General features: G+C 54.6%; 17 protein-coding genes. 14 read left to right on the top strand and 3 right to left on the bottom strand.

Annotated elements, in window-relative coordinates; translation table 11 throughout:
• The first annotated feature begins 3 nt into the window (after nt 1-3).
• Complete coding sequence (gene thrC, locus KTJ90_RS16220) at nt 4-1,287, top strand: PALP domain-containing protein (RefSeq protein ID WP_499025439.1); 1,284 nt, start codon at nt 4-6, stop codon at nt 1,285-1,287.
• Between the two features lie 80 nt (nt 1,288-1,367).
• Here the strand turns inward: thrC and yaaA are convergent, their stop codons facing one another.
• Nucleotides 1,368-2,141, bottom strand: a complete 774-nt coding sequence (gene yaaA, locus KTJ90_RS16215; RefSeq protein WP_003854844.1) for a peroxide stress protein YaaA — start codon at nt 2,139-2,141, stop codon at nt 1,368-1,370.
• A 208-nt stretch (nt 2,142-2,349) separates the two neighbouring features.
• Here yaaA and tal point away from each other — a divergent pair, with 208 nt between their 5' ends.
• The 3 genes from tal (at nt 2,350) to KTJ90_RS16200 (ending at nt 5,429) form a co-directional block, all read left to right on the top strand.
• Nucleotides 2,350-3,303 carry a transaldolase gene (tal, locus tag KTJ90_RS16210; RefSeq protein ID WP_003854842.1) on the top strand — a complete coding sequence of 318 codons (954 nt, stop codon included), beginning with the start codon at nt 2,350-2,352 and terminating at the stop codon, nt 3,301-3,303.
• A gap of 125 nt (nt 3,304-3,428) precedes the next feature.
• A complete protein-coding gene (mog, locus tag KTJ90_RS16205) occupies nt 3,429-4,016 on the top strand; it encodes a molybdopterin adenylyltransferase (protein ID WP_499025436.1) in 588 nt (195 codons plus the stop codon).
• A gap of 105 nt (nt 4,017-4,121) precedes the next feature.
• Complete coding sequence (locus tag KTJ90_RS16200) at nt 4,122-5,429, top strand: MFS transporter (protein WP_003854839.1); 1,308 nt, start codon at nt 4,122-4,124, stop codon at nt 5,427-5,429.
• 49 nt (nt 5,430-5,478) lie between these two features.
• Here KTJ90_RS16200 and satP read toward each other — a convergent pair whose 3' ends face one another.
• Nucleotides 5,479-6,048, bottom strand: a complete 570-nt coding sequence (gene satP / locus KTJ90_RS16195; protein ID WP_003854837.1) for an acetate uptake transporter — start codon at nt 6,046-6,048, stop codon at nt 5,479-5,481.
• A 302-nt stretch (nt 6,049-6,350) separates the two neighbouring features.
• On the opposite strand from satP, the gene dnaK reads away from it, so the two are divergent.
• From dnaK to nhaR, 4 genes are all read left to right on the top strand, one after another.
• Complete coding sequence (gene dnaK, locus KTJ90_RS16190; protein WP_003854836.1) at nt 6,351-8,261, top strand: molecular chaperone DnaK; 1,911 nt, start codon at nt 6,351-6,353, stop codon at nt 8,259-8,261.
• A gap of 104 nt (nt 8,262-8,365) precedes the next feature.
• Nucleotides 8,366-9,511, top strand: coding sequence for a molecular chaperone DnaJ (gene dnaJ / locus KTJ90_RS16185; RefSeq protein ID WP_003854835.1), 1,146 nt, complete (start codon nt 8,366-8,368; stop codon nt 9,509-9,511).
• Nucleotides 9,512-9,709: 198 nt separating this feature from the next.
• The gene (nhaA, locus tag KTJ90_RS16180) at nt 9,710-10,888 is read left to right on the top strand and encodes a Na+/H+ antiporter NhaA (RefSeq protein ID WP_154926457.1); all 1,179 of its coding nucleotides are present in this window, start codon (nt 9,710-9,712) and stop codon (nt 10,886-10,888) included.
• A gap of 30 nt (nt 10,889-10,918) precedes the next feature.
• Nucleotides 10,919-11,836 carry a transcriptional activator NhaR gene (nhaR, locus tag KTJ90_RS16175; RefSeq protein ID WP_003854832.1) on the top strand — a complete coding sequence of 306 codons (918 nt, stop codon included), beginning with the start codon at nt 10,919-10,921 and terminating at the stop codon, nt 11,834-11,836.
• A gap of 36 nt (nt 11,837-11,872) precedes the next feature.
• Here nhaR and rpsT read toward each other — a convergent pair whose 3' ends face one another.
• Nucleotides 11,873-12,136, bottom strand: a complete 264-nt coding sequence (gene rpsT / locus KTJ90_RS16170) for a 30S ribosomal protein S20 (RefSeq protein WP_008925553.1) — start codon at nt 12,134-12,136, stop codon at nt 11,873-11,875.
• A gap of 306 nt (nt 12,137-12,442) precedes the next feature.
• On the opposite strand from rpsT, the gene ribF reads away from it, so the two are divergent.
• The 6 genes from ribF (at nt 12,443) to dapB (ending at nt 19,170) form a co-directional block, all read left to right on the top strand.
• Nucleotides 12,443-13,372, top strand: a complete 930-nt coding sequence (gene ribF, locus KTJ90_RS16165; protein WP_039658806.1) for a bifunctional riboflavin kinase/FAD synthetase — start codon at nt 12,443-12,445, stop codon at nt 13,370-13,372.
• 29 nt (nt 13,373-13,401) lie between these two features.
• Complete coding sequence (ileS, locus tag KTJ90_RS16160; RefSeq protein ID WP_008925555.1) at nt 13,402-16,218, top strand: isoleucine--tRNA ligase; 2,817 nt, start codon at nt 13,402-13,404, stop codon at nt 16,216-16,218.
• Nucleotides 16,218-16,724 carry a signal peptidase II gene (gene lspA, locus KTJ90_RS16155; protein ID WP_003854827.1) on the top strand — a complete coding sequence of 169 codons (507 nt, stop codon included), beginning with the start codon at nt 16,218-16,220 and terminating at the stop codon, nt 16,722-16,724. The genes ileS and lspA overlap by 1 nt, the downstream gene beginning before the upstream one ends.
• 3 nt (nt 16,725-16,727) lie before the next feature.
• Nucleotides 16,728-17,198, top strand: coding sequence for an FKBP-type peptidyl-prolyl cis-trans isomerase (fkpB, locus tag KTJ90_RS16150; RefSeq protein WP_003854824.1), 471 nt, complete (start codon nt 16,728-16,730; stop codon nt 17,196-17,198).
• Nucleotides 17,179-18,132, top strand: a complete 954-nt coding sequence (gene ispH / locus KTJ90_RS16145; RefSeq protein ID WP_003854823.1) for a 4-hydroxy-3-methylbut-2-enyl diphosphate reductase — start codon at nt 17,179-17,181, stop codon at nt 18,130-18,132. Before fkpB ends, ispH begins: the two co-directional genes overlap by 20 nt.
• Nucleotides 18,133-18,354: 222 nt before the next feature.
• Entirely contained in the window at nt 18,355-19,170 is an 816-nt protein-coding gene (gene dapB, locus KTJ90_RS16140) for a 4-hydroxy-tetrahydrodipicolinate reductase (RefSeq protein WP_499025426.1), read from the top strand.
• The last annotated feature ends 166 nt before the right edge of the window (nt 19,171-19,336 follow it).

Genomic DNA, 19,336 nt, shown 5'->3' with positions numbered 1-19,336 from the left:
CGCATGAAACTCTACAATCTTAAGGATCACAACGAGCAGGTCAGCTTCGCCCAGGCGGTGAAACAGGGTCTGGGGTCGCAGCAGGGTCTGTTCTTTCCGCTGGAACTGCCAGAGTTTGAACTGACCGACATCGACGCGATGCTGGAGATGGATTTTGTCAGCCGCAGCAGCAAAATTCTCTCGGCTTTCATTGGTGACGAGATTCCGGCCCAGCAGCTGCAGGAGCGTGTTAAAGCCGCTTTTGCCTTCCCGGCCCCGGTAAAAGCTGTCAGCGAAAATATCGCCTGTCTGGAGCTGTTCCACGGCCCGACGCTGGCATTTAAAGATTTCGGCGGCCGTTTTATGGCGCAGATGCTGTCGTATGTTTCAGGCTCTGATGAGCAGATCACGATTCTGACCGCCACCTCTGGTGATACCGGTGCGGCTGTGGCGCACGCGTTCTACGGCATGAAGAACGTGCGTGTGGTGATCCTCTATCCGCAGGGCAAAATCAGTCCGCTGCAGGAGAAACTCTTCTGTACGCTGGGCGGCAACATTGAAACCATCGCTATCGACGGCGACTTTGATGCCTGCCAGTCGCTGGTCAAACAGGCGTTCGATGATGAAGCGCTGAAGCGGACGATTGGCCTGAACTCGGCTAACTCCATCAACATCAGCCGCCTGCTGGCGCAGATTTGCTACTACTTTGAGGCGGTCGCACAGCTGCCACAGGAAAAACGCAATCAGCTGGTGGTCTCTGTGCCGAGCGGCAACTTTGGTGATTTGACGGCCGGTCTGCTGGCGAAATCACTGGGTCTGCCCATCAAACGCTTTATCGCTGCCACGAATGCTAACGATACGGTGCCGCGCTTCCTCGGCAACGGCGAGTGGCAGCCTAACCAGACGGTCTCTACGCTGTCGAACGCCATGGATGTCAGCCAGCCTAACAACTGGCCGCGTGTGGAAGAGCTGTTCCGCCGTAAAACCTGGCGCTTAACCGATCTCGCCTGTGGTGCGGTTTCTGATGAGACCACGCGCGCTGCCATGCGTGAACTGGCGGAAATTGGCTACGTTTCCGAGCCACATGCTGCCATCGCCTGGCGTCTGCTGCGCGATCAGCTGCAGGAAGGCGAATACGGTCTGTTCCTCGGCACTGCGCATCCGGCGAAATTCCGCGAAAGCGTGGAAGCGATTCTTGAGCAGACCCTGACGCTGCCGCCGGAGTTAGCGGAGCGCGCCGATCTGCCGCTGCTGTCGCATCAGATGAAGGGTGACTTCGCCTCGCTGCGGGCGTTCCTGCTGAAGTAATGCGGTGAAAGGCTTCCCGGATTACGGGAAGCCTGTTTATGGCAGGTAGAGTGCGTGGGCGTTACTGCTCCGCGCGCTTGTTACTGCTCCGCGCGCTTAAAGACCAGCTCGCTCTCGCTGCTGCTGATCGCATCAAAACGATAGCCATCCACATCAAACGCCTTAAGCTGTTCCGGCGTTGTCAGACGCTGCTGAATCACATAGCGACTCATCAATCCACGCGCCTTTTTGGCATAGAAGCTAATGACTTTATAGCTGCCGTTCTTCTCATCAAGGAACACCGGCTTAATCAGCTGTGCCTGCAGTTTCTTCGGCTTAACCGCCCTGAAATATTCGTCTGACGCGAGGTTGATCAGCACCTCATCACCCTGTTTTGCCAGTGCGGCATTCAATGTTTCAGTGATGAGATCGCCCCAGAAGGTGTAGAGATCTTTACCCGCCGGATTCGCCAGACGAATGCCCATCTCCAGCCGGTAAGGCTGCATGAGATCGAGCGGACGCAGCACGCCATACAGGCCCGACAACATGCGCAGATGCTGCTGAGCAAAATCGAAATCCTGTTCGCTGAAGGTGTCGGCCTGCAAACCGGTATAGACATCACCTTTAAACGCCAGGATAGCCTGACGGGCATTCTGAGGTGAGAAGTCGGGGTGCCAGCTGTTAAAGCGATCGGCATTGAGGTGCGCCAGTTTGTCACTGATGCCCATTAACGAGGCGATGCTGGCGGGTGACAGATCGCGCGCAATCTCAATCAGCTGTTGTGACTTTTCTAACAGCGCAGGCTGGGTGAAACGCGTTGTCGCCAGCGGGCTTTCATAATCCAGCGTCTTGGCAGGAGAGATCACCATCAACATAGTTGCTTCCTCGGTTAATGCCTGGTTTAACAGGGCATTGGCGGCTTATCAGGCTTCGCAGTGTACCAAAAAAGCCGCAAAGAATGACGAATCACTCCTATTTGTTCGCGCTATCGTAAACGGCATTCCCTGACCTTGCGCCACCGTTGACGCGTGATATTATCGCAACAGCTTTTTTCACACTGACAGTTAACTAAGAGAAAAGAACATGACGGACAAACTTACCTCCCTGCGTCAGCTTACTACCGTAGTCGCCGACACCGGTGACATTGCAGCCATGAAGCTGTATCAGCCACAAGACGCCACCACCAACCCTTCTCTGATTCTCAACGCCGCACAAATCCCTGAATACCGTAAACTGATCGATGAAGCGATTAGCTGGGCGCGTGAGCAGAGCAGCAACAAAGAAGAGCAGCTGCAGCTGGTTTCTGACAAGCTGGCCGTTAACATTGGTCTGGAAATTCTGAAACTGATCCCAGGCCGCATCTCGACTGAAGTCGATGCGCGTCTCTCTTACGACACAGAAGGCAGCATCGCGAAAGCCCGCAGCCTGATCAAACTCTACAATGATGCCGGTATCAGCAATGACCGCATCCTGATCAAACTGGCGTCTACCTGGCAGGGCATCCGTGCTGCAGAGCAGCTGGAAAAAGAAGGTATCAACTGTAACCTGACTTTGCTGTTCTCCTTTGCTCAGGCGCGTGCCTGTGCCGAAGCGGGCGTGTTCCTGATCTCTCCGTTTGTTGGCCGTATCCTCGACTGGTATAAAGCGAACACCGATAAGAAAGAGTATGCCGCGCACGAAGATCCAGGCGTGGTTTCAGTTTCTGAAATCTACAACTACTACAAGCAGCACGGCTATGAAACCGTCGTGATGGGCGCGAGCTTCCGTAACGTCGGCGAAATCATCGAGCTGGCTGGCTGTGACCGTCTGACCATTTCTCCTGCGCTGCTGAAAGAGCTGGCAGAGAGCGAAGGCACCCTGGAGCGTAAACTGAGCTACAGCGGCGAAGTGAAAGCGCGTCCGGCCCGCATGACCGAGTCTGAGTTCCTGTGGCAGCACAACCAGGATCCTATGGCCGTTGCGAAGCTGGCAGAAGGTATCCGCAACTTTGCCGTTGATCAGGGCAAACTTGAGAAGATGCTGGCAGAACTGCTGTAACCGGCTGACCGTGGCGGCGCAGGCTGCCACGGTTTTCCCTTTTCCGACCCTTTCACTTTATATTATCCTCTCTGCTATTCCCCTTTTACTCCACCGCACCGCGGTAAATCACAGCGAAGCTAATCATGAATACATTACGCATTGGCCTGATCTCGGTCTCCGATCGCGCCGCGAACGGCATCTATCAGGATGAGGGGATTCCCGCGCTGGAGAGCTGGCTGAGTCGCGCACTCAGCAGCCCGTTTGAGATTGAGTCCCGCCTGGTGCCTGACGAGCAGCCGATGATTGAGCACGCGATCTGCGAGCTGGTCGATGAGCGCTTTTGCCACCTGGTATTAACCACTGGCGGCACCGGTCCGGCCCGGCGCGATGTGACGCCGGATGCCACCTTAGCCGTTGCCGAGCGGGAAATGCCGGGTTTTGGTGAGCAGATGCGCCAGATCAGCCTGCAGTTTGTGCCGACCGCGATTCTGTCGCGTCAGGTTGGGGTAATCCGCAAACAGTCGCTGATACTCAACCTTCCGGGTCAGCCGAAGTCGATCAAAGAGACGCTGGAAGGGCTGAAGGATGAGCAGGGCAACGTAAAAGTGCACGGCATTTTTGCTTCCGTACCCTATTGTTTACAGCTGCTGGACGGGCCTTATGTCGAAACACATCGCGAGGTCGTAGCAGCTTTTCGGCCTAAAAGCGCGATACGTGAGATAAATAACTAAATATTCCCCATTTCAGGCATAAGCTATAGCCTGGCTGGTGTGGCAAAAGATTGACGGTATAGTAAGGCTATCTTTACAACGTTCTCTCTTTGCCTCTGGAATATTATGAATCCGACTCACACACAGCGTCTGACCGGTAAGGATTATAAAACCCTGGCGCTGGCCGCGCTGGGCGGCGCGCTGGAATTCTACGACTTCATCATTTTTGTCTTCTTCGCCACGGTGATTGGCGAGCTCTTCTTCCCCGCAGATATTCCGGAGTGGCTGCGACAGCTGCAGACGTTTGCCATTTTTGCCGCAGGCTATCTGGCACGTCCGCTGGGCGGCATTGTGATGGCGCATTTTGGCGATAAACTCGGGCGCAAGAAGATGTTCAGCCTGAGTATTCTGCTGATGGCGCTGCCAACCTTAATGATGGGCGCTTTACCCACCTGGCAGACGATTGGGATTGCAGCGCCACTGCTGATGTTGCTGATGCGAATGTTACAGGGCGCGGCGATTGGCGGAGAGGTACCCGGCGCGTGGGTGTTTGTCGCTGAACACGTGCCTTATAAACGTATCGGCATCGCCTGTGGCACTCTGACGGCCGGGCTGACCATCGGCATTTTACTGGGGTCGCTGGTGGCGACACTGATCAATACCTCGATGTCGCAGCAGGCCATTCATGACGGCGGCTGGCGCATTCCATTCTTCCTGGGCGGCGTATTTGGGTTGCTCGCGATGTTCCTGCGCCGCTGGCTGCATGAAACACCGGTCTTCATTGAGATGCAGCAGCGTAAAGCGCTGGCTGAAACCCTGCCGCTGAAAACCGTGCTGGCGGAGCATAAAAAGTCGATTGTGATCTCCATGCTGCTGACCTGGCTGCTCTCCGCCTGCATCGTCGTGGTGATCCTGATGTCGCCGGTCTGGCTGCAGAAGCAGCAGGGCATCGCGCCCGCACTGACTCTGCAGGCCAACAGCATTGCCACCGTGATGCTCTGCGTTGGCTGCATTATTGCCGGACTCGCTGCGGATCGTTTTGGTGCCAGTCGTACCCTGTGTGTCGGCAGCCTGCTGCTGGCGATCTGTAGCTGGCAGTTTTATCACCTGAGCGCCCTCTATCCGCAGCAGCTCTTCCTGCTCTATGGCGTGGCGGGGCTCAGCGTCGGTATCGTCGGCGTGGTGCCGTTTGTGATGGTGCGTGCCTTTCCGGCAGAGGTGCGTTTTACCGGACTCTCATTCTCCTACAATCTTTCCTACGCGATCTTTGGCGGCCTGACACCGATCCTGGTGTCGCTGCTGATGAATGTCTCCGTGATGGCACCGTGCTGGTATGTGATGGCGCTGGCGCTGGTGGGATTGCTGACAGGGATCTGGCTGCGGCGTGATGTCAGCCACGAGCCGGGACTGAATCAGGGGATTAAGTCGTTGTAAAGGAGGAACGCGGAGCCTGGCTCCGCGTTTTTTATGGCTGAAAATATGCTTAACGCATTTTTGCGCCAATCGGCAAAAGGGTGCGGCCAAAGGTTTCATTCAGCACCTCGCCCATCGCCAGATAGCAGGCGCTGGCACCACAGATGATCCCGACCCAGCCCGCAGAGACCACCAGCGCAGGCAGGTGCATGAGATGAGCCAGGGCCAGCAGCAGAAACAGCAGCGTAAGCGAGCCGAAAACAAACTGCAGCATCCGCGTACCTTTTAGTGTGCCGATAAACATGAACAGCGTGAAGATGCCCCACAGTGCCAGCCAGACACCCAGGAAGCGTTCATCAGGCGCGTTTGCCAGACCCATTTGCGGTAACAGCAGGATCGCCACGAAGCTTAACCAGAACATGCCGTATGAGGTAAAAGCCGTCAGCCCAAAGGTATTGTTCTTCTTAAACTCCAGCAGACCGGCCAGCACCTGCGCGATCCCGCCATAAAAAATCCCCATCGCTAAAATTGCGACATCCAGGGCAAACAGGCCCGTGTTGTGCAGGTTCAGCAAAATGGTTGTCATGCCAAAACCCATCAATCCCAGCGGGGCAGGGTTAGCCAGCGTTGAATTCGCCATAATTCCTCGGCAGTGAAAGAGTGTTGATTACATAAACGGATTCCATCCTGCTCCCCGGGAGGAGCAAGGGGACGCATCATATTCAGCGTTGTGTCAGCGTTCTTTGATCCCGGCAGGGCCAGCGATAAAAAATTTTTTTTGGTTTAACCCTTGATGCGCATCGAAGCGGCCCCATTTACTTGTCATCGAGCGTTGTGAACGTTGGAAAAAAAGCATGTGCTGGCAGGTTGAATGCAAACAACTCGCCCACATAAAAGGTTCACAACCCAAATTGGCAACGAATTTAAGTGGGAGATGTTTAGATGGGTAAGATTATTGGTATTGACCTGGGTACAACCAACTCTTGTGTTGCGATCATGGATGGCACCAAAGCACGCGTGCTGGAAAATGCCGAGGGCGATCGCACCACGCCTTCAATTATTGCGTATACACAGGATGGCGAAATTCTGGTCGGTCAACCGGCTAAACGTCAGGCAGTGACCAACCCGCAGAATACCCTGTTCGCAATTAAGCGTCTGATCGGTCGTCGCTTCCAGGACGAAGAAGTACAGCGTGACATTAAAATCATGCCGTACAAAATCACCGGCGCTGACAACGGCGACGCATGGCTGGAAGTAAAAGGTCAGAGAATGGCACCTCCGCAGATCTCTGCTGAAGTGCTGAAGAAAATGAAGAAGACCGCCGAAGATTACCTCGGTGAGCCAGTGACTGAAGCGGTTATTACCGTACCGGCCTACTTCAACGATGCGCAGCGCCAGGCGACCAAAGATGCCGGCCGTATCGCAGGTCTGGAAGTCAAACGTATCATTAACGAACCGACTGCAGCAGCACTGGCATACGGTCTGGATAAAGGCCAGGGCAACCGCACCATCGCGGTTTATGACCTGGGTGGCGGTACCTTCGATATCTCAATCATCGAGATCGACGAAGTTGACGGCGAAAAAACCTTTGAAGTTCTGGCGACCAACGGTGATACCCACCTGGGTGGTGAAGACTTCGATAGCCGCCTGATTAACTATCTGGTTGCTGAATTCAAAAAAGACCAGGGTATCGATCTGCACAACGATCCACTGGCGATGCAGCGTCTGAAAGAAGCCGCAGAGAAAGCAAAAATCGAGCTTTCTTCTGCACAGCAGACCGACGTTAACCTGCCATACATCACGGCAGATGCGACCGGTCCTAAGCACCTGAACATCAAAGTGACCCGTTCTAAACTGGAATCACTGGTTGAAGATCTGGTTGCACGCTCAATCGCGCCTCTGAAAGTTGCGCTGCAGGATGCCGGCCTGTCTGTTTCAGACATCAACGACGTTATCCTGGTCGGTGGTCAGACACGTATGCCACTGGTTCAGGCCAAAGTGACTGAGTTCTTCGGTAAAGAGCCACGTAAAGACGTGAACCCGGACGAAGCGGTTGCTGTGGGTGCTGCGGTTCAGGGTGGTGTACTGGGTGGCGACGTGAAAGACGTGCTGCTGCTGGACGTTACCCCGCTGTCACTGGGTATCGAAACGATGGGTGGCGTGATGACCTCGCTGATCAGCAAGAACACCACCATCCCAACCAAGCACAGCCAGGTCTTCTCGACGGCTGAAGATAACCAGTCAGCCGTGACCATTCACGTGCTGCAGGGTGAGCGTAAGCGTGCCAATGACAACAAGTCACTGGGCCAGTTCAACCTCGACGGTATCCAGAATGCGCCACGCGGTATGCCGCAGATCGAAGTGACCTTCGACATCGATGCCGACGGTATCCTGCACGTATCAGCGAAAGACAAGAACAGCGGTAAAGAGCAGAAAATCACCATCAAAGCCTCTTCAGGTCTGAGCGATGATGAGATCCAGAAAATGGTGCGTGATGCGGAAGCGAATGCTGAATCTGACCGTAAGTTTGAAGAGCTGGTTCAGACGCGTAACCAGGGTGACCAGATTGCCCACAGCACGCGTAAGCAGCTGGAAGAAGCAGGCGACAAACTGTCAGCTGATGACAAAGCGCCAATCGAAGCCGCACTGGCCGCGCTGGAAACTGCGCTGAAAGGCGAAGACAAAGCGGAAATCGACGCCAAAATGCAGGCGCTGATGGAAGTGTCTGGCAAACTGATGGAAGCAGCACAGCAGTCTCAGGCGGGTGCAGCAGATGCCGGTGACGCGTCAGCGAAGAAAGATGACGACGTTGTCGATGCTGAATTCGAAGAAGTGAAAGACAACAAGAAATAATTGCCCCTGACCGGGCGCGACGGTTGGCCTGACAGCCGTTGAAACCAGCACGGGCGTAGGAGATCTCTCCACGCCCGTGCGATCATGTTAAGGGCTAAATAAACATGGCGAAGAGTGATTACTACGAGATTTTAGGCGTCGCCAAATCCGCGGACGAGCGTGAAATCAAAAAGGCTTACAAACGCCTGGCAATGAAATTTCACCCGGACCGCAATCCAGGTGATAAAGAAGCCGAAGCTAAATTCAAAGAGGTCAAGGAAGCGTACGAAATCCTGACCGATGCGCAGAAGCGTGCGGCTTACGATCAGTATGGTCATGCAGCCTTTGAACAGGGCGGCATGGGTGGCGGTGGATTCGGCGGCGGCGGCTTTGGTGGCGGCGGTGCAGACTTCAGCGATATCTTTGGCGACGTGTTCGGTGACATCTTTGGTGGTGGACGCCGTCAGCGCGCATCCCGTGGCGCCGATTTACGCTACAACATGGAGCTGTCGCTGGAAGAAGCGGTACGCGGCGTGACCAAAGAGATCCGCATTCCAACGCTGGAAGAGTGTGATGTCTGCCACGGCAGCGGCGCGAAAGCGGGCACCCAGCCACAAACCTGTTCAACCTGTCACGGTGCAGGCCAGGTGCAGATGCGCCAGGGCTTCTTCACTGTTCAGCAGGCCTGTCCGACCTGTCATGGTCGTGGCTCGGTGATTAAAGATCCGTGCAACGCCTGTCATGGCCACGGCCGCGTTGAGAAGTCGAAAACGCTGTCAGTGAAAATCCCGGCAGGGGTCGACACCGGCGATCGCATTCGTCTGAGTGGCGAAGGTGAAGCGGGCGAGCAGGGCGCACCAGCGGGCGATCTCTACGTTCAGGTCTCGGTGAAGAAGCACCCGATCTTCGAACGTGAAGAGAACAACCTTTACTGTGAAGTGCCGATCAACTTTGCAATGGCGGCGCTGGGCGGTGAGATTGAAGTACCGACACTGGATGGTCGCGTGAAGCTGAAAGTGCCGTCAGAAACCCAGACCGGCAAGCTGTTCCGCATGCGCGGACGTGGCGTCAAATCTGTCCGTGGCGGCGCGGTCGGCGATCTGCTGTGCCGTGTTGTGGTGGAGACACCGGTCAGCCTGAACGAAAAACAGAAAACGCTGTTGCGTGAACTGGAAGAGAGTTTTGGCGGCCCAAGCGGCGAGCATAACAGCCCACGCTCAAAGAGCTTCTTCGACGGTGTGAAGAAATTCTTTGACGATCTGACACGCTAAACCGTATCAGACTAAAAAACGGAGCCGCGGGCTCCGTTTTTTTTGCTGGATGCTATACGCCATCTGTTATTAGCATCAACCGGCTTTTCGCCCTTAATTCGGTTAAACCGAAGGAAAGGCGAGGCATAAGCTGCTTTTAACGAACTATATGAGCCGCTAAACTCTTTATCTTTCTATCGCTGATCAGGAAGATAAACGTTGAATAAGCCTCGTAGTCTCAAAAACCTGCTTAAAAGCTTCATTGAAAGTGACGCCAGTAATGGCATGGTGTTAATCATGGCAGCTGTGGCGGCCATGATTCTCGCCAACTCTGCCGAAACCGCTCACGGCTATCAGGCGTTTCTCAATGAACCCGTTCAAATCCGCTTCGGTGCACTGGATATCAGTAAAAATCTGCTGTTATGGATCAACGATGCGCTGATGGCGCTGTTTTTCCTGCTGATTGGTCTGGAAGTGAAGCGTGAGCTGATAGTCGGCGAACTCGCAAGCCGTGACAAGGCGATCTTTCCCGTCATTGCGGCATTAGGCGGTATGGCGCTGCCCGCGCTTGTTTTCCTCGGCTTCAACCATGGTGATGAGATAGCACGCAACGGCTGGGCTATCCCAACGGCGACCGATATCGCGTTTGCTCTGGGTGTCCTCGCCCTGCTTGGCAGCCGTGTTCCTGCTGCACTGAAAGTTTTCCTGATGGCGCTGGCGATTATCGATGATCTCGGGGCTATCGTTATTATCGCCCTGTTCTACACCAGTGGCCTCTCAATGCTCTCCCTGGGCGTTGCGGCAGGAGCGATTGTTGTGCTGGCACTGCTCAATTACTTTAATGTCCGTAAAATCTCGGTCTATATGCTGGTTGGGATCGTGCTCTGGACCGCCGTGCTGAAGTCCGGCGTCCATGCCACGCTGGCGGGCGTCATTGTGGGCTTCTTCATACCGCTGGAAAAGAGAGAAGGGCATTCGCCCGCAGAACATCTGGCGCACGGTCTGATGCCGTGGGTGAACTGGTTGATTCTGCCGCTGTTTGCCTTCGCGAACGCCGGTATTTCACTGAGCGGTATTACGCTGAGTGATGTCTTTTCACCGGAGCCGTCTGGCATCATCCTCGGCCTGTTAATCGGTAAACCTTTGGGCATTACCCTGTTCTGCTGGCTGGCTGTCAAACTGCGGCTGGCGGTATTACCTCACGGCACCACCATCCGCGATATCATGGCGATTGGCGTGCTGTGCGGCATCGGTTTTACGATGTCTATTTTCATCAGTTCGCTGGCCTTCGATTCGGCACATGAGCAGCTTGTGACCTTCTCTAAACTGGGGATCCTGACGGGTTCTGTGCTGTCAGCGGTTATTGGCTATACCCTGCTGCGGATTAAACTGCGTTAATGGAGAGGAGGCGAAAGCCTCCTTTTTTCGATGAATCAGCTCAATTTTAACCATCTCTATTACTTCTGGCAGATCTGTAAAAGCGGCTCTGTGACAGCGGCAGCAGAGGTACTCTCTCTGACTCCCCAGACCATTACCGGGCAGATTAAGACGCTTGAGGAGCGCCTGCAGGGCAAGCTGTTCCGTCGTCAGGGCCGGGGACTGGTGCCGACTGAACTGGGGCAACTCGTGTTCCGCTATGCTGACCGCATGTTTATGCTGGGTCAGGAGATGCTGGATATCGTGAACTACCGCAAGGAGTCCCACCTGTTGCTGGATGTCGGAGTCGCCGATGCGCTCTCTAAGCAGCTGGTCAGTAAGGTGCTGGAAACGGCGGTGGTTGCAGAGGAGAAGACGCATCTGCGCTGTTTTGAGTCAACCCACGAAATGCTGCTGGAGCAGCTCAGTCAGCATAAGCTGGATATGATTATCTCTGACTGCTCCATCGACCCCACTCAACAGGAAGGGCTGTTTTCGGTGAAGCTGGGGGAGTGCCCGGTCAGTTTCTGGTCTGCTCAGCCGCTCACCGGTCTCACTTTTCCTGCCTGTCTGGAAGCGCGTCCGCTGCTGATTCCAGGACGCCGCTCAATGCTCGGCCGGAAAATCCTCAACTGGATTACGACTCAGGGGCTGCAGGTGGAGATTCTGGGGGAGTTTGATGATGCGGCACTGATGAAGGCGTTTGGTGCGCGTAAGAATGCCATATTTGTCGCGCCAGTGCTGGATGAGCAGGATAGCGGGCAGCGTGATGCGGTTACAGAGGTCGGTCGGCTTGATACCGTGTCAGAGGAGTACCATATTATCTTTGCCGAGCGGATGATTCAGCATCCGGCGGTGCAGCGTCTCTGTCACGCAGACTTCAGCGGACTCTTTCCCCGCCAGAGTACAGACGAAAAAAAACCGGCGTAAGCCGGCTTTTTCAACAAAGCGATTAACAAGCGGCGATTAAGCCAGTTTGTTGATCTGTGCAGTCAGGTTAGATTTATAACGTGCAGCTTTGTTTTTGTGGATCAGACCTTTAGCGGCCTGACGATCCACAAGTGGTTGCATTTCATTGAATGCGTTCTGCGCAGCAGCTTTGTCGCCTGAAGCGATCGCCGCGTATACTTTCTTAACGAAGGTACGCATCATTGAGCGGCGGCTAGCGTTATGCTTACGGCGTTTCTCAGATGTTACGGCGCGTTTCTTAGCTGATTTGATATTAGCCAAGGTCCAACTCCCAAATGTGTTCTATAGAGACAAATCAAAGGCCGAGGACTATGCCCTTCTAACCTGATTTTGTCAATGGATTTGTGCAAATAAGCGTCGCTCTAAGAACGGCACTCGATTACGTATTTGATGGCGCAAGATTCTACCAGCTTCCCCTCACTGAATACAGTATTTAGCGACAAAATTCTTAACATGCACATCTGCAACAGGAAATGCAGCCGCTAAAGCATGAAAGGCGTGCAGACGGGTTAACCTGAGCCGCTTTCAAGGGTATAATCCGCCGATTTCCACCGGTTTGGGCCAGCCATGAAGTTTATCCGCGGTATTCATAATCTTAACGAGCAGCATCGCGGCTGCGTTCTGACCATTGGCAATTTCGATGGTGTACATCGCGGGCATCAGGCGCTGCTGTCGCGACTGTGTGAAGAGGGACGTAAGCGTAACTTGCCCGTCGTGGTGATGGTGTTTGAGCCACAGCCGCTGGAGCTGTTTGCCGGTGATAAAGCCCCGGCGCGCCTGACACGCCTGCGTGAAAAACTGCGCTATATGGCGGAAGCGGGTGTGGATAAAGTGTTGTGCGTGCGGTTTGATCGTCGCTTTGCGGCCTTGTCTGCACAGCGCTTTATCAGTGACCTGTTAGTCGACAAGCTGGATGTAAAGTACCTTGCGGTAGGTGATGATTTCCGCTTCGGCGCTGGTCGCCAGGGGGATTTCCTGTTATTACAGAAAGCCGGTGTGGAGTATGGCTTTGAGGTCGTCAGCACCGAAACCTTCTGTGACGGTGGTAAGCGAATCAGCAGCACTGCCGTGCGTCAGGCGCTGGCTGCGGATGATTTAGCGCTGGCGCAGTCGCTGTTAGGTCATCCCTTCACTATTTCCGGCCGCGTCGTGCACGGTGATGCACTGGGACGCACGCTGGGTTTCCCGACTGCGAACCTCCCTTTACGCCGCAGCGTCACGCCGGTGAAAGGAGTGTATGCCGTGGAGGTACAGGGTCTGACGCCCGAGCCACTGCCGGGTGTTGCTAATATCGGCACCCGTCCGACCGTAAAAGGTTTACGCCAGCAGCTTGAAGTTCACCTGCTCGACATCAATATCGATCTCTATGGTCGTCACATTGATGTGGTGCTGAAACAGAAAATACGAAACGAGCAGCGCTTTGCCTCACTGGAGGCGTTGAAAGAACAAATTGCGAACGATGTGGTAACGGCCCGGCAGTTCTTTGGGCTGCTTTAACCTGAGCGAAAAACGGAATCGAGAATCTGATGAGTGACTATAAATCTACCCTGAATTTGCCGGAAACGGGATTCCCGATGCGTGGCGATCTGGCCAAACGCGAACCGGGAATGTTGCAACGCTGGTATGCCGACAACCTGTACGGCATCATCCGCGAAGCCAAAAAAGGGAAAAAAACCTTTATCCTGCATGATGGCCCTCCTTATGCGAACGGCAGCATTCATATTGGTCACTCCGTTAACAAGATTCTGAAAGACATTATCGTTAAGTCGAAAGGCATGGCGGGTTATGACTCGCCGTATGTGCCCGGCTGGGACTGCCACGGTCTGCCAATCGAACACAAAGTTGAGCAGATGATCGGCAAGCCAGGCGAGAAAGTCACCGCCGCGGAATTTCGTGCCGCATGCCGCAAATATGCTGCTGAACAGGTTGAAGGCCAGAAAGCGGACTTTATCCGTCTGGGCGTGCTGGGCGACTGGGATCGTCCTTACCTGACCATGGATTTTGGTACCGAAGCCAATATCATTCGTGCGCTGGGTAAAATCATCGGTAATGGCCATCTGCACAAAGGCGCGAAGCCGGTGCACTGGTGCCTGGATTGCCGTTCTGCCCTGGCAGAAGCGGAAGTGGAATATTACGACAAAACGTCACCGTCGATTGATGTGATGTTTAACGCCATTGATGCCGACGCGGTGCGTGGGGCGTTCGGCGTATCCCAGGTTAATGGCCCGATCTCACTGGTTATCTGGACCACGACGCCGTGGACATTACCGGCTAACCGCGCGATCTCCCTGCATCCTGAATTTGAATACCAGCTGATCCAGATCGACGGCCGCGCCCTGATCCTGGCGAAAGAGCTGGTGGAAAGCGTCATGAAGCGCGCCGGTGTCAGCGAATGGCAGGTGCTGGGCGAATGTCAGGGCGCTGCGCTGGAGCTGCAGAAGTTCCAGCATCCGTTCCTGGCGCTTGAGTCGCTGGTCGTACTGGGCGAGCACGTGACCCTGGACGCGGGTACCGGTGCCGTTCACACCGCGCCAGGCCACGGCCCGGATGACTATGTTATTGGCCAGAAATATGGCATCGAAACCGCGAATCCGGTAGGACCGGATGGCGCCTATCTGCCAGGCACGTATCCGACGCTGGATGGGGTCAATGTCTTTAAAGCCAACGACATGATCGTTGAACTGCTGAAAGAGAAAGGCGCGCTGCTGCACGTTGAGAAACTGCTGCACAGCTACCCGCACTGCTGGCGCCATAAAACGCCGATCATCTTCCGCGCCACGCCGCAGTGGTTCATCAGCATGGATCAGAAAGGATTGCGTGCGCAGTCGCTGAAAGAGATCAAAGGCGTGCAGTGGATCCCGGACTGGGGCCAGGCGCGTATCGAATCGATGGTGGCGAACCGTCCTGACTGGTGTATCTCTCGTCAGCGTACCTGGGGCGTACCGATGGCGCTGTTCGTTCACAAAGAGAGCGAAGAGCTGCACCCTGACACGCTGGCGCTGATGGAGAAAGTGGCGCAGCGTGTTGAGCAGGAGGGTATTCAGGCCTGGTGGGATCTTGACCCGCGTGAACTGATGGGCGACGACGCCGATCACTACGTTAAAGTGCCGGATACGCTGGATGTCTGGTTTGACTCCGGCTCAACCAGCTATTCTGTAGTGGATGCGCGTCCGGAATTTGGCGGACATGCGCCAGACCTCTATCTGGAAGGATCCGATCAGCATCGCGGCTGGTTTATGTCCTCGCTGATGATCTCCACGGCAATGAAGGGCCAAGCGCCTTATCGTCAGGTACTGACGCACGGTTTCACCGTGGACGGTCAGGGCCGTAAAATGTCGAAATCAATCGGCAACACGGTCGCGCCGCAGGATGTGATGAACAAACTGGGCGCCGATATTCTGCGTCTGTGGGTGGCCTCAACCGACTACTCGGGTGAAATGGCGGTCTCCGATGAGATCCTCAAGCGCTCTGCCGATGCCTATCGTCGCATCCGTAACACCGCGCGTTTCCTGCTGGCTAACCTTAGCGGCTTCAACCCGGTCACCGATCTGGTGAAACCGGAAGAGATGGTCGTGGTCGATCGCTGGGCAGTGGGTCGCGCACAGGCGGCACAGGCTGATATCGTTGCCTCATACGAGAACTACGATTTCCATGAAGTGATCCAGCGTCTGATGCAGTTCTGTTCGATTGAGATGGGCAGCTTCTATCTCGATATTATCAAGGATCGTCAGTACACCGCGAAAGGTGATGGCCTGGCGCGTCGCAGCTGCCAGACCGCGCTGTGGCACATCGTCGAAGCGCTGGTGCGCTGGATGGCACCGATCATGTCCTTTACAGCGGATGAGATCTGGGGCTATCTGCCAGGCGAACGTGCGCAGTATGTCTTCACCGAAGAGTGGTATCAGGGTCTGTTTGGCCTGGCGGAAGATGAAGCGCTGAATGATGCCTACTGGGCCGAGCTGCTGAAAGTGCGTGGCGAAGTGAACAAGGTGATCGAGCAGGCACGTGCGGATAAACGTATCGGTGGTGCACTGGAAGCAACGGTGACGCTGTATGCCGATCCGGAGCTGGCCGCTAAACTGCATGCGCTGGGTAATGAGCTGCGTTTTGTGCTGCTGACTTCTGGCGCACAGGTGGCGGATTACGCACTGGCGAACGATGAAGCGCAGCAGAGTGAACTGCTGAAAGGTCTGAAAATCGCGCTGCACAAGGCGGAAGGCGAGAAATGTCAGCGCTGCTGGCATTACACTACCGACGTCGGACAGAATCCTGAGCATGCTGAGGTCTGTGGTCGTTGTTACACTAACGTAGCCGGTGACGGCGAACAGCGTGAATTTGCCTGATGCGTAAACCTATTTTATCAACCGGATTGCGCTGGCTGTGGCTGGTGCTGGTGGTGATTGTTGTCGACTTCGCCAGTAAGCAGTGGGTGATGAACAACATGATGCTGCATGAAACCCAGCCGCTGATGCCCTACCTGAACCTGTTCTATGCGCACAACTATGGCGCGGCGTTCAGTTTCCTGGCGGACAAAGGCGGCTGGCAGCGCTGGTTCTTTGCGGGTATCGCGCTGGCTATCGTGATCTCACTGGTGGTGATGATGTATCGCAATCATGCCAGTCAGAAGATGGCCAATATCGCCTATGCTCTGATCATTGGCGGCGCGATCGGCAATTTGTTTGATCGCTCGTACCATGGCTTTGTGGTCGATTTTATCGATTTTTATGTCGGTAACTGGCACTTCGCTACATTTAATATCGCTGACTGCGGCATCTGTATTGGGGCTGCACTGGTGGTGCTGGAGGGCTTTTTCAGCCCGAACGGCAAACAGGCTAAACAGAAAGGGTAAGTGATGACTGAGTTCGTGCAGCGCGAAAGCGCGGTGTTGGTGCATTTTACGCTGAAGCTTGAAGATGGCTCGACGGCGGAATCGACCCGTGCAAACGGCAAGCCCGCGCTGTTCCGTCTTGGTGATGGCAGCCTCTCTGCAGCGCTTGAGCAGGCATTGCTGGGGCTGAAAGCGGGTCAGACTAAACAGTTTACTCTGGAACCGGAAGACGCCTTTGGTGGCGTCAGCCCTGACCTGATCCAGTATTTCTCGCGTCGGGACTTTATTGATGCAGGCGAACCGGAAGTGGGTGCCATCATGCTGTTCAGCGGCATGGGCGGCAGTGAAATGCCAGGCGTGATCCGCGAAGTCTCCGGTGATTCTATCACCGTCGATTTCAACCATCCGCTGGCGGGTCGCCGTATTCAGTTTGATGTAGAAGTGCTGGAAATCGATCCGGCACTGGAGACGAACGATGCAAATCCTGTTAGCTAATCCGCGCGGCTTCTGCGCTGGCGTTGATCGCGCCATCAGTATTGTTGAGCGCGCGCTGGAGATGTATGGCGCGCCCATCTACGTCCGTCACGAAGTGGTGCATAACCGTTACGTGGTGAACAGCCTGCGTGAGCGCGGTGCCATCTTTATTGAAGAGATCAGCGAAGTGCCGGATAACGCCATTCTGATCTTCTCCGCGCACGGGGTTTCACAGGCGGTGCGTGCCGAAGCTAAAGCGCGCAATCTGACCATGCTGTTCGATGCTACCTGTCCGCTGGTCACCAAAGTTCATATGGAAGTCGCACGCGCCAGCCGTAAAGGCGTGGAAGCGATTCTGATTGGTCACGCGGGTCATCCGGAAGTTGAAGGCACCATGGGGCAATACAACAACCCCAATGGTGGCATGTATCTGGTGGAGTCGCCGGAAGATGTCTTCAGACTGACCGTCAAAGACGAAAACAATCTGAGCTTCATGACGCAGACCACGCTTTCTGTGGATGACACTTCAGACATCATTGATGCCCTGCGTCAGCGTTTCCCGGCGATCATCGGGCCGCGTAAAGATGATATCTGCTACGCCACCACCAACCGTCAGGAAGCCGTTCGTACACTGGCGAAAGATGCGGAAGTGGTGCTGGTGGTCGGTTCGAAAAACTCCTCGAACTCTAACCGTCTGGCCGAGCTGGCACAGCGTGCCGGTAAACTGGCGAAGCTGATCGATTCTGCCGATGATATACAGGAAGAGTGGGTAAAAGGCGTGGCCTGCATCGGCGTTACCGCAGGTGCTTCAGCCCCCGATATTCTGGTGCAGCAGGTGATCCAGCGGTTACGTGAGCTGGGTGGCGAAGCGGCGATTGAGCTGATTGGCCGTGAAGAGAATATTGTTTTTGAAGTGCCTAAAGAGCTGCGCGTCGACGTACGTAACGTGCAGTAACGCTTCGATATGACTGATAAAAAGGCCGACTCTGTTCGGTCTTTTTTGTTTTTATAGCCCGGCTGAAATGCCGTTGTTCACTGCGATGATTGCTTTTACTGATAATCACAGGCGGCTGGCATAAAATTCTTATTATCATGGATTATTAGTGGCGTGACTGTTAACTCACCGTTAACCTGATGACGCTTTGGATGCATAGTTTTGTTTTAGGAATGAATAAATATGAACACTATCCGGATTGCTATTGTGGGCGCGCCGGGCCGTATGGGCCGTAATCTGATTCTGGCGACGCAGCAGGCAGAAGGCGTTGAGCTGGGTGCGGCACTGGCCCGTCCAGGCTCATCGCTGATCGGCAGCGACGCTGGTGAATTAGCGGGCATCGGAAAGAATGGCATCCTCATCGCTGACGATTTACGCGCGGTGACTAACGACTTTGATGTGCTGATCGACTTCACCCGTCCGGAAGGCACGCTGGAGTATATGGCGATCTGCCGTGAGCACGGAAAAGCGATGGTGATTGGCACCACCGGTTTTGATGAGGCAGGCAAAGCAGCCATTCGCGCGGCGGCGGAAGATATCGCCATTGTCTTTGCCGCTAACTTCAGCGTGGGGGTTAACCTGGTGCTGAAGCTGCTGGAGAAGGCTGCCAAAGTCATGGGTGAATATGCGGATATTGAGATTGTCGAAGCACATCATCGTCATAAAGTGGATGCGCCGTCTGGCACCGCACTGGCGATGGGTGAGGCGATAGCCGATGCCATGCAGTGGAAACTGGACGAGCATGCGGTTTATACGCGTGAAGGCTACACCGGTGAACGCCAGCCACAGACCATTGGTTTTGCTACGGTTCGCGCGGGTGACATCGTGGGTGAGCATACGGCGATGTTTGCAGATATCGGTGAGCGTGTAGAGATTACCCACAAGGCCTCAAGTCGCATAACCTTTGCAAATGGCGCCGTTAAGTCAGCTTTATGGCTAAAAGATAAGAAATCTGGTTTGTTTGATATGCGTGACGTGCTGGATTTGTCGATGTTGTGAGTGTTGTGAACCATCGTGATGTGGTTATTTCAATCGTTAATACCTTGATTGAAAAGGGGCAATGTTTTCATTGCCCTTAATTTTATCTTAAAATATCCATTCTTATTCAAAATTACTTTCTGGTTGTTGTTTTCCCATCTTTTCTTCATTTATTTTCCATGATGGA

It is taken from the genome of Pantoea jilinensis, from assembly GCF_019104105.1.
Lineage (GTDB): Bacteria > Pseudomonadota > Gammaproteobacteria > Enterobacterales > Enterobacteriaceae > Pantoea > Pantoea eucalypti.
The sequence above is the reverse complement of the archived record's forward strand: the minus strand, read 5'-3'. Positions and strand labels throughout refer to the sequence as shown.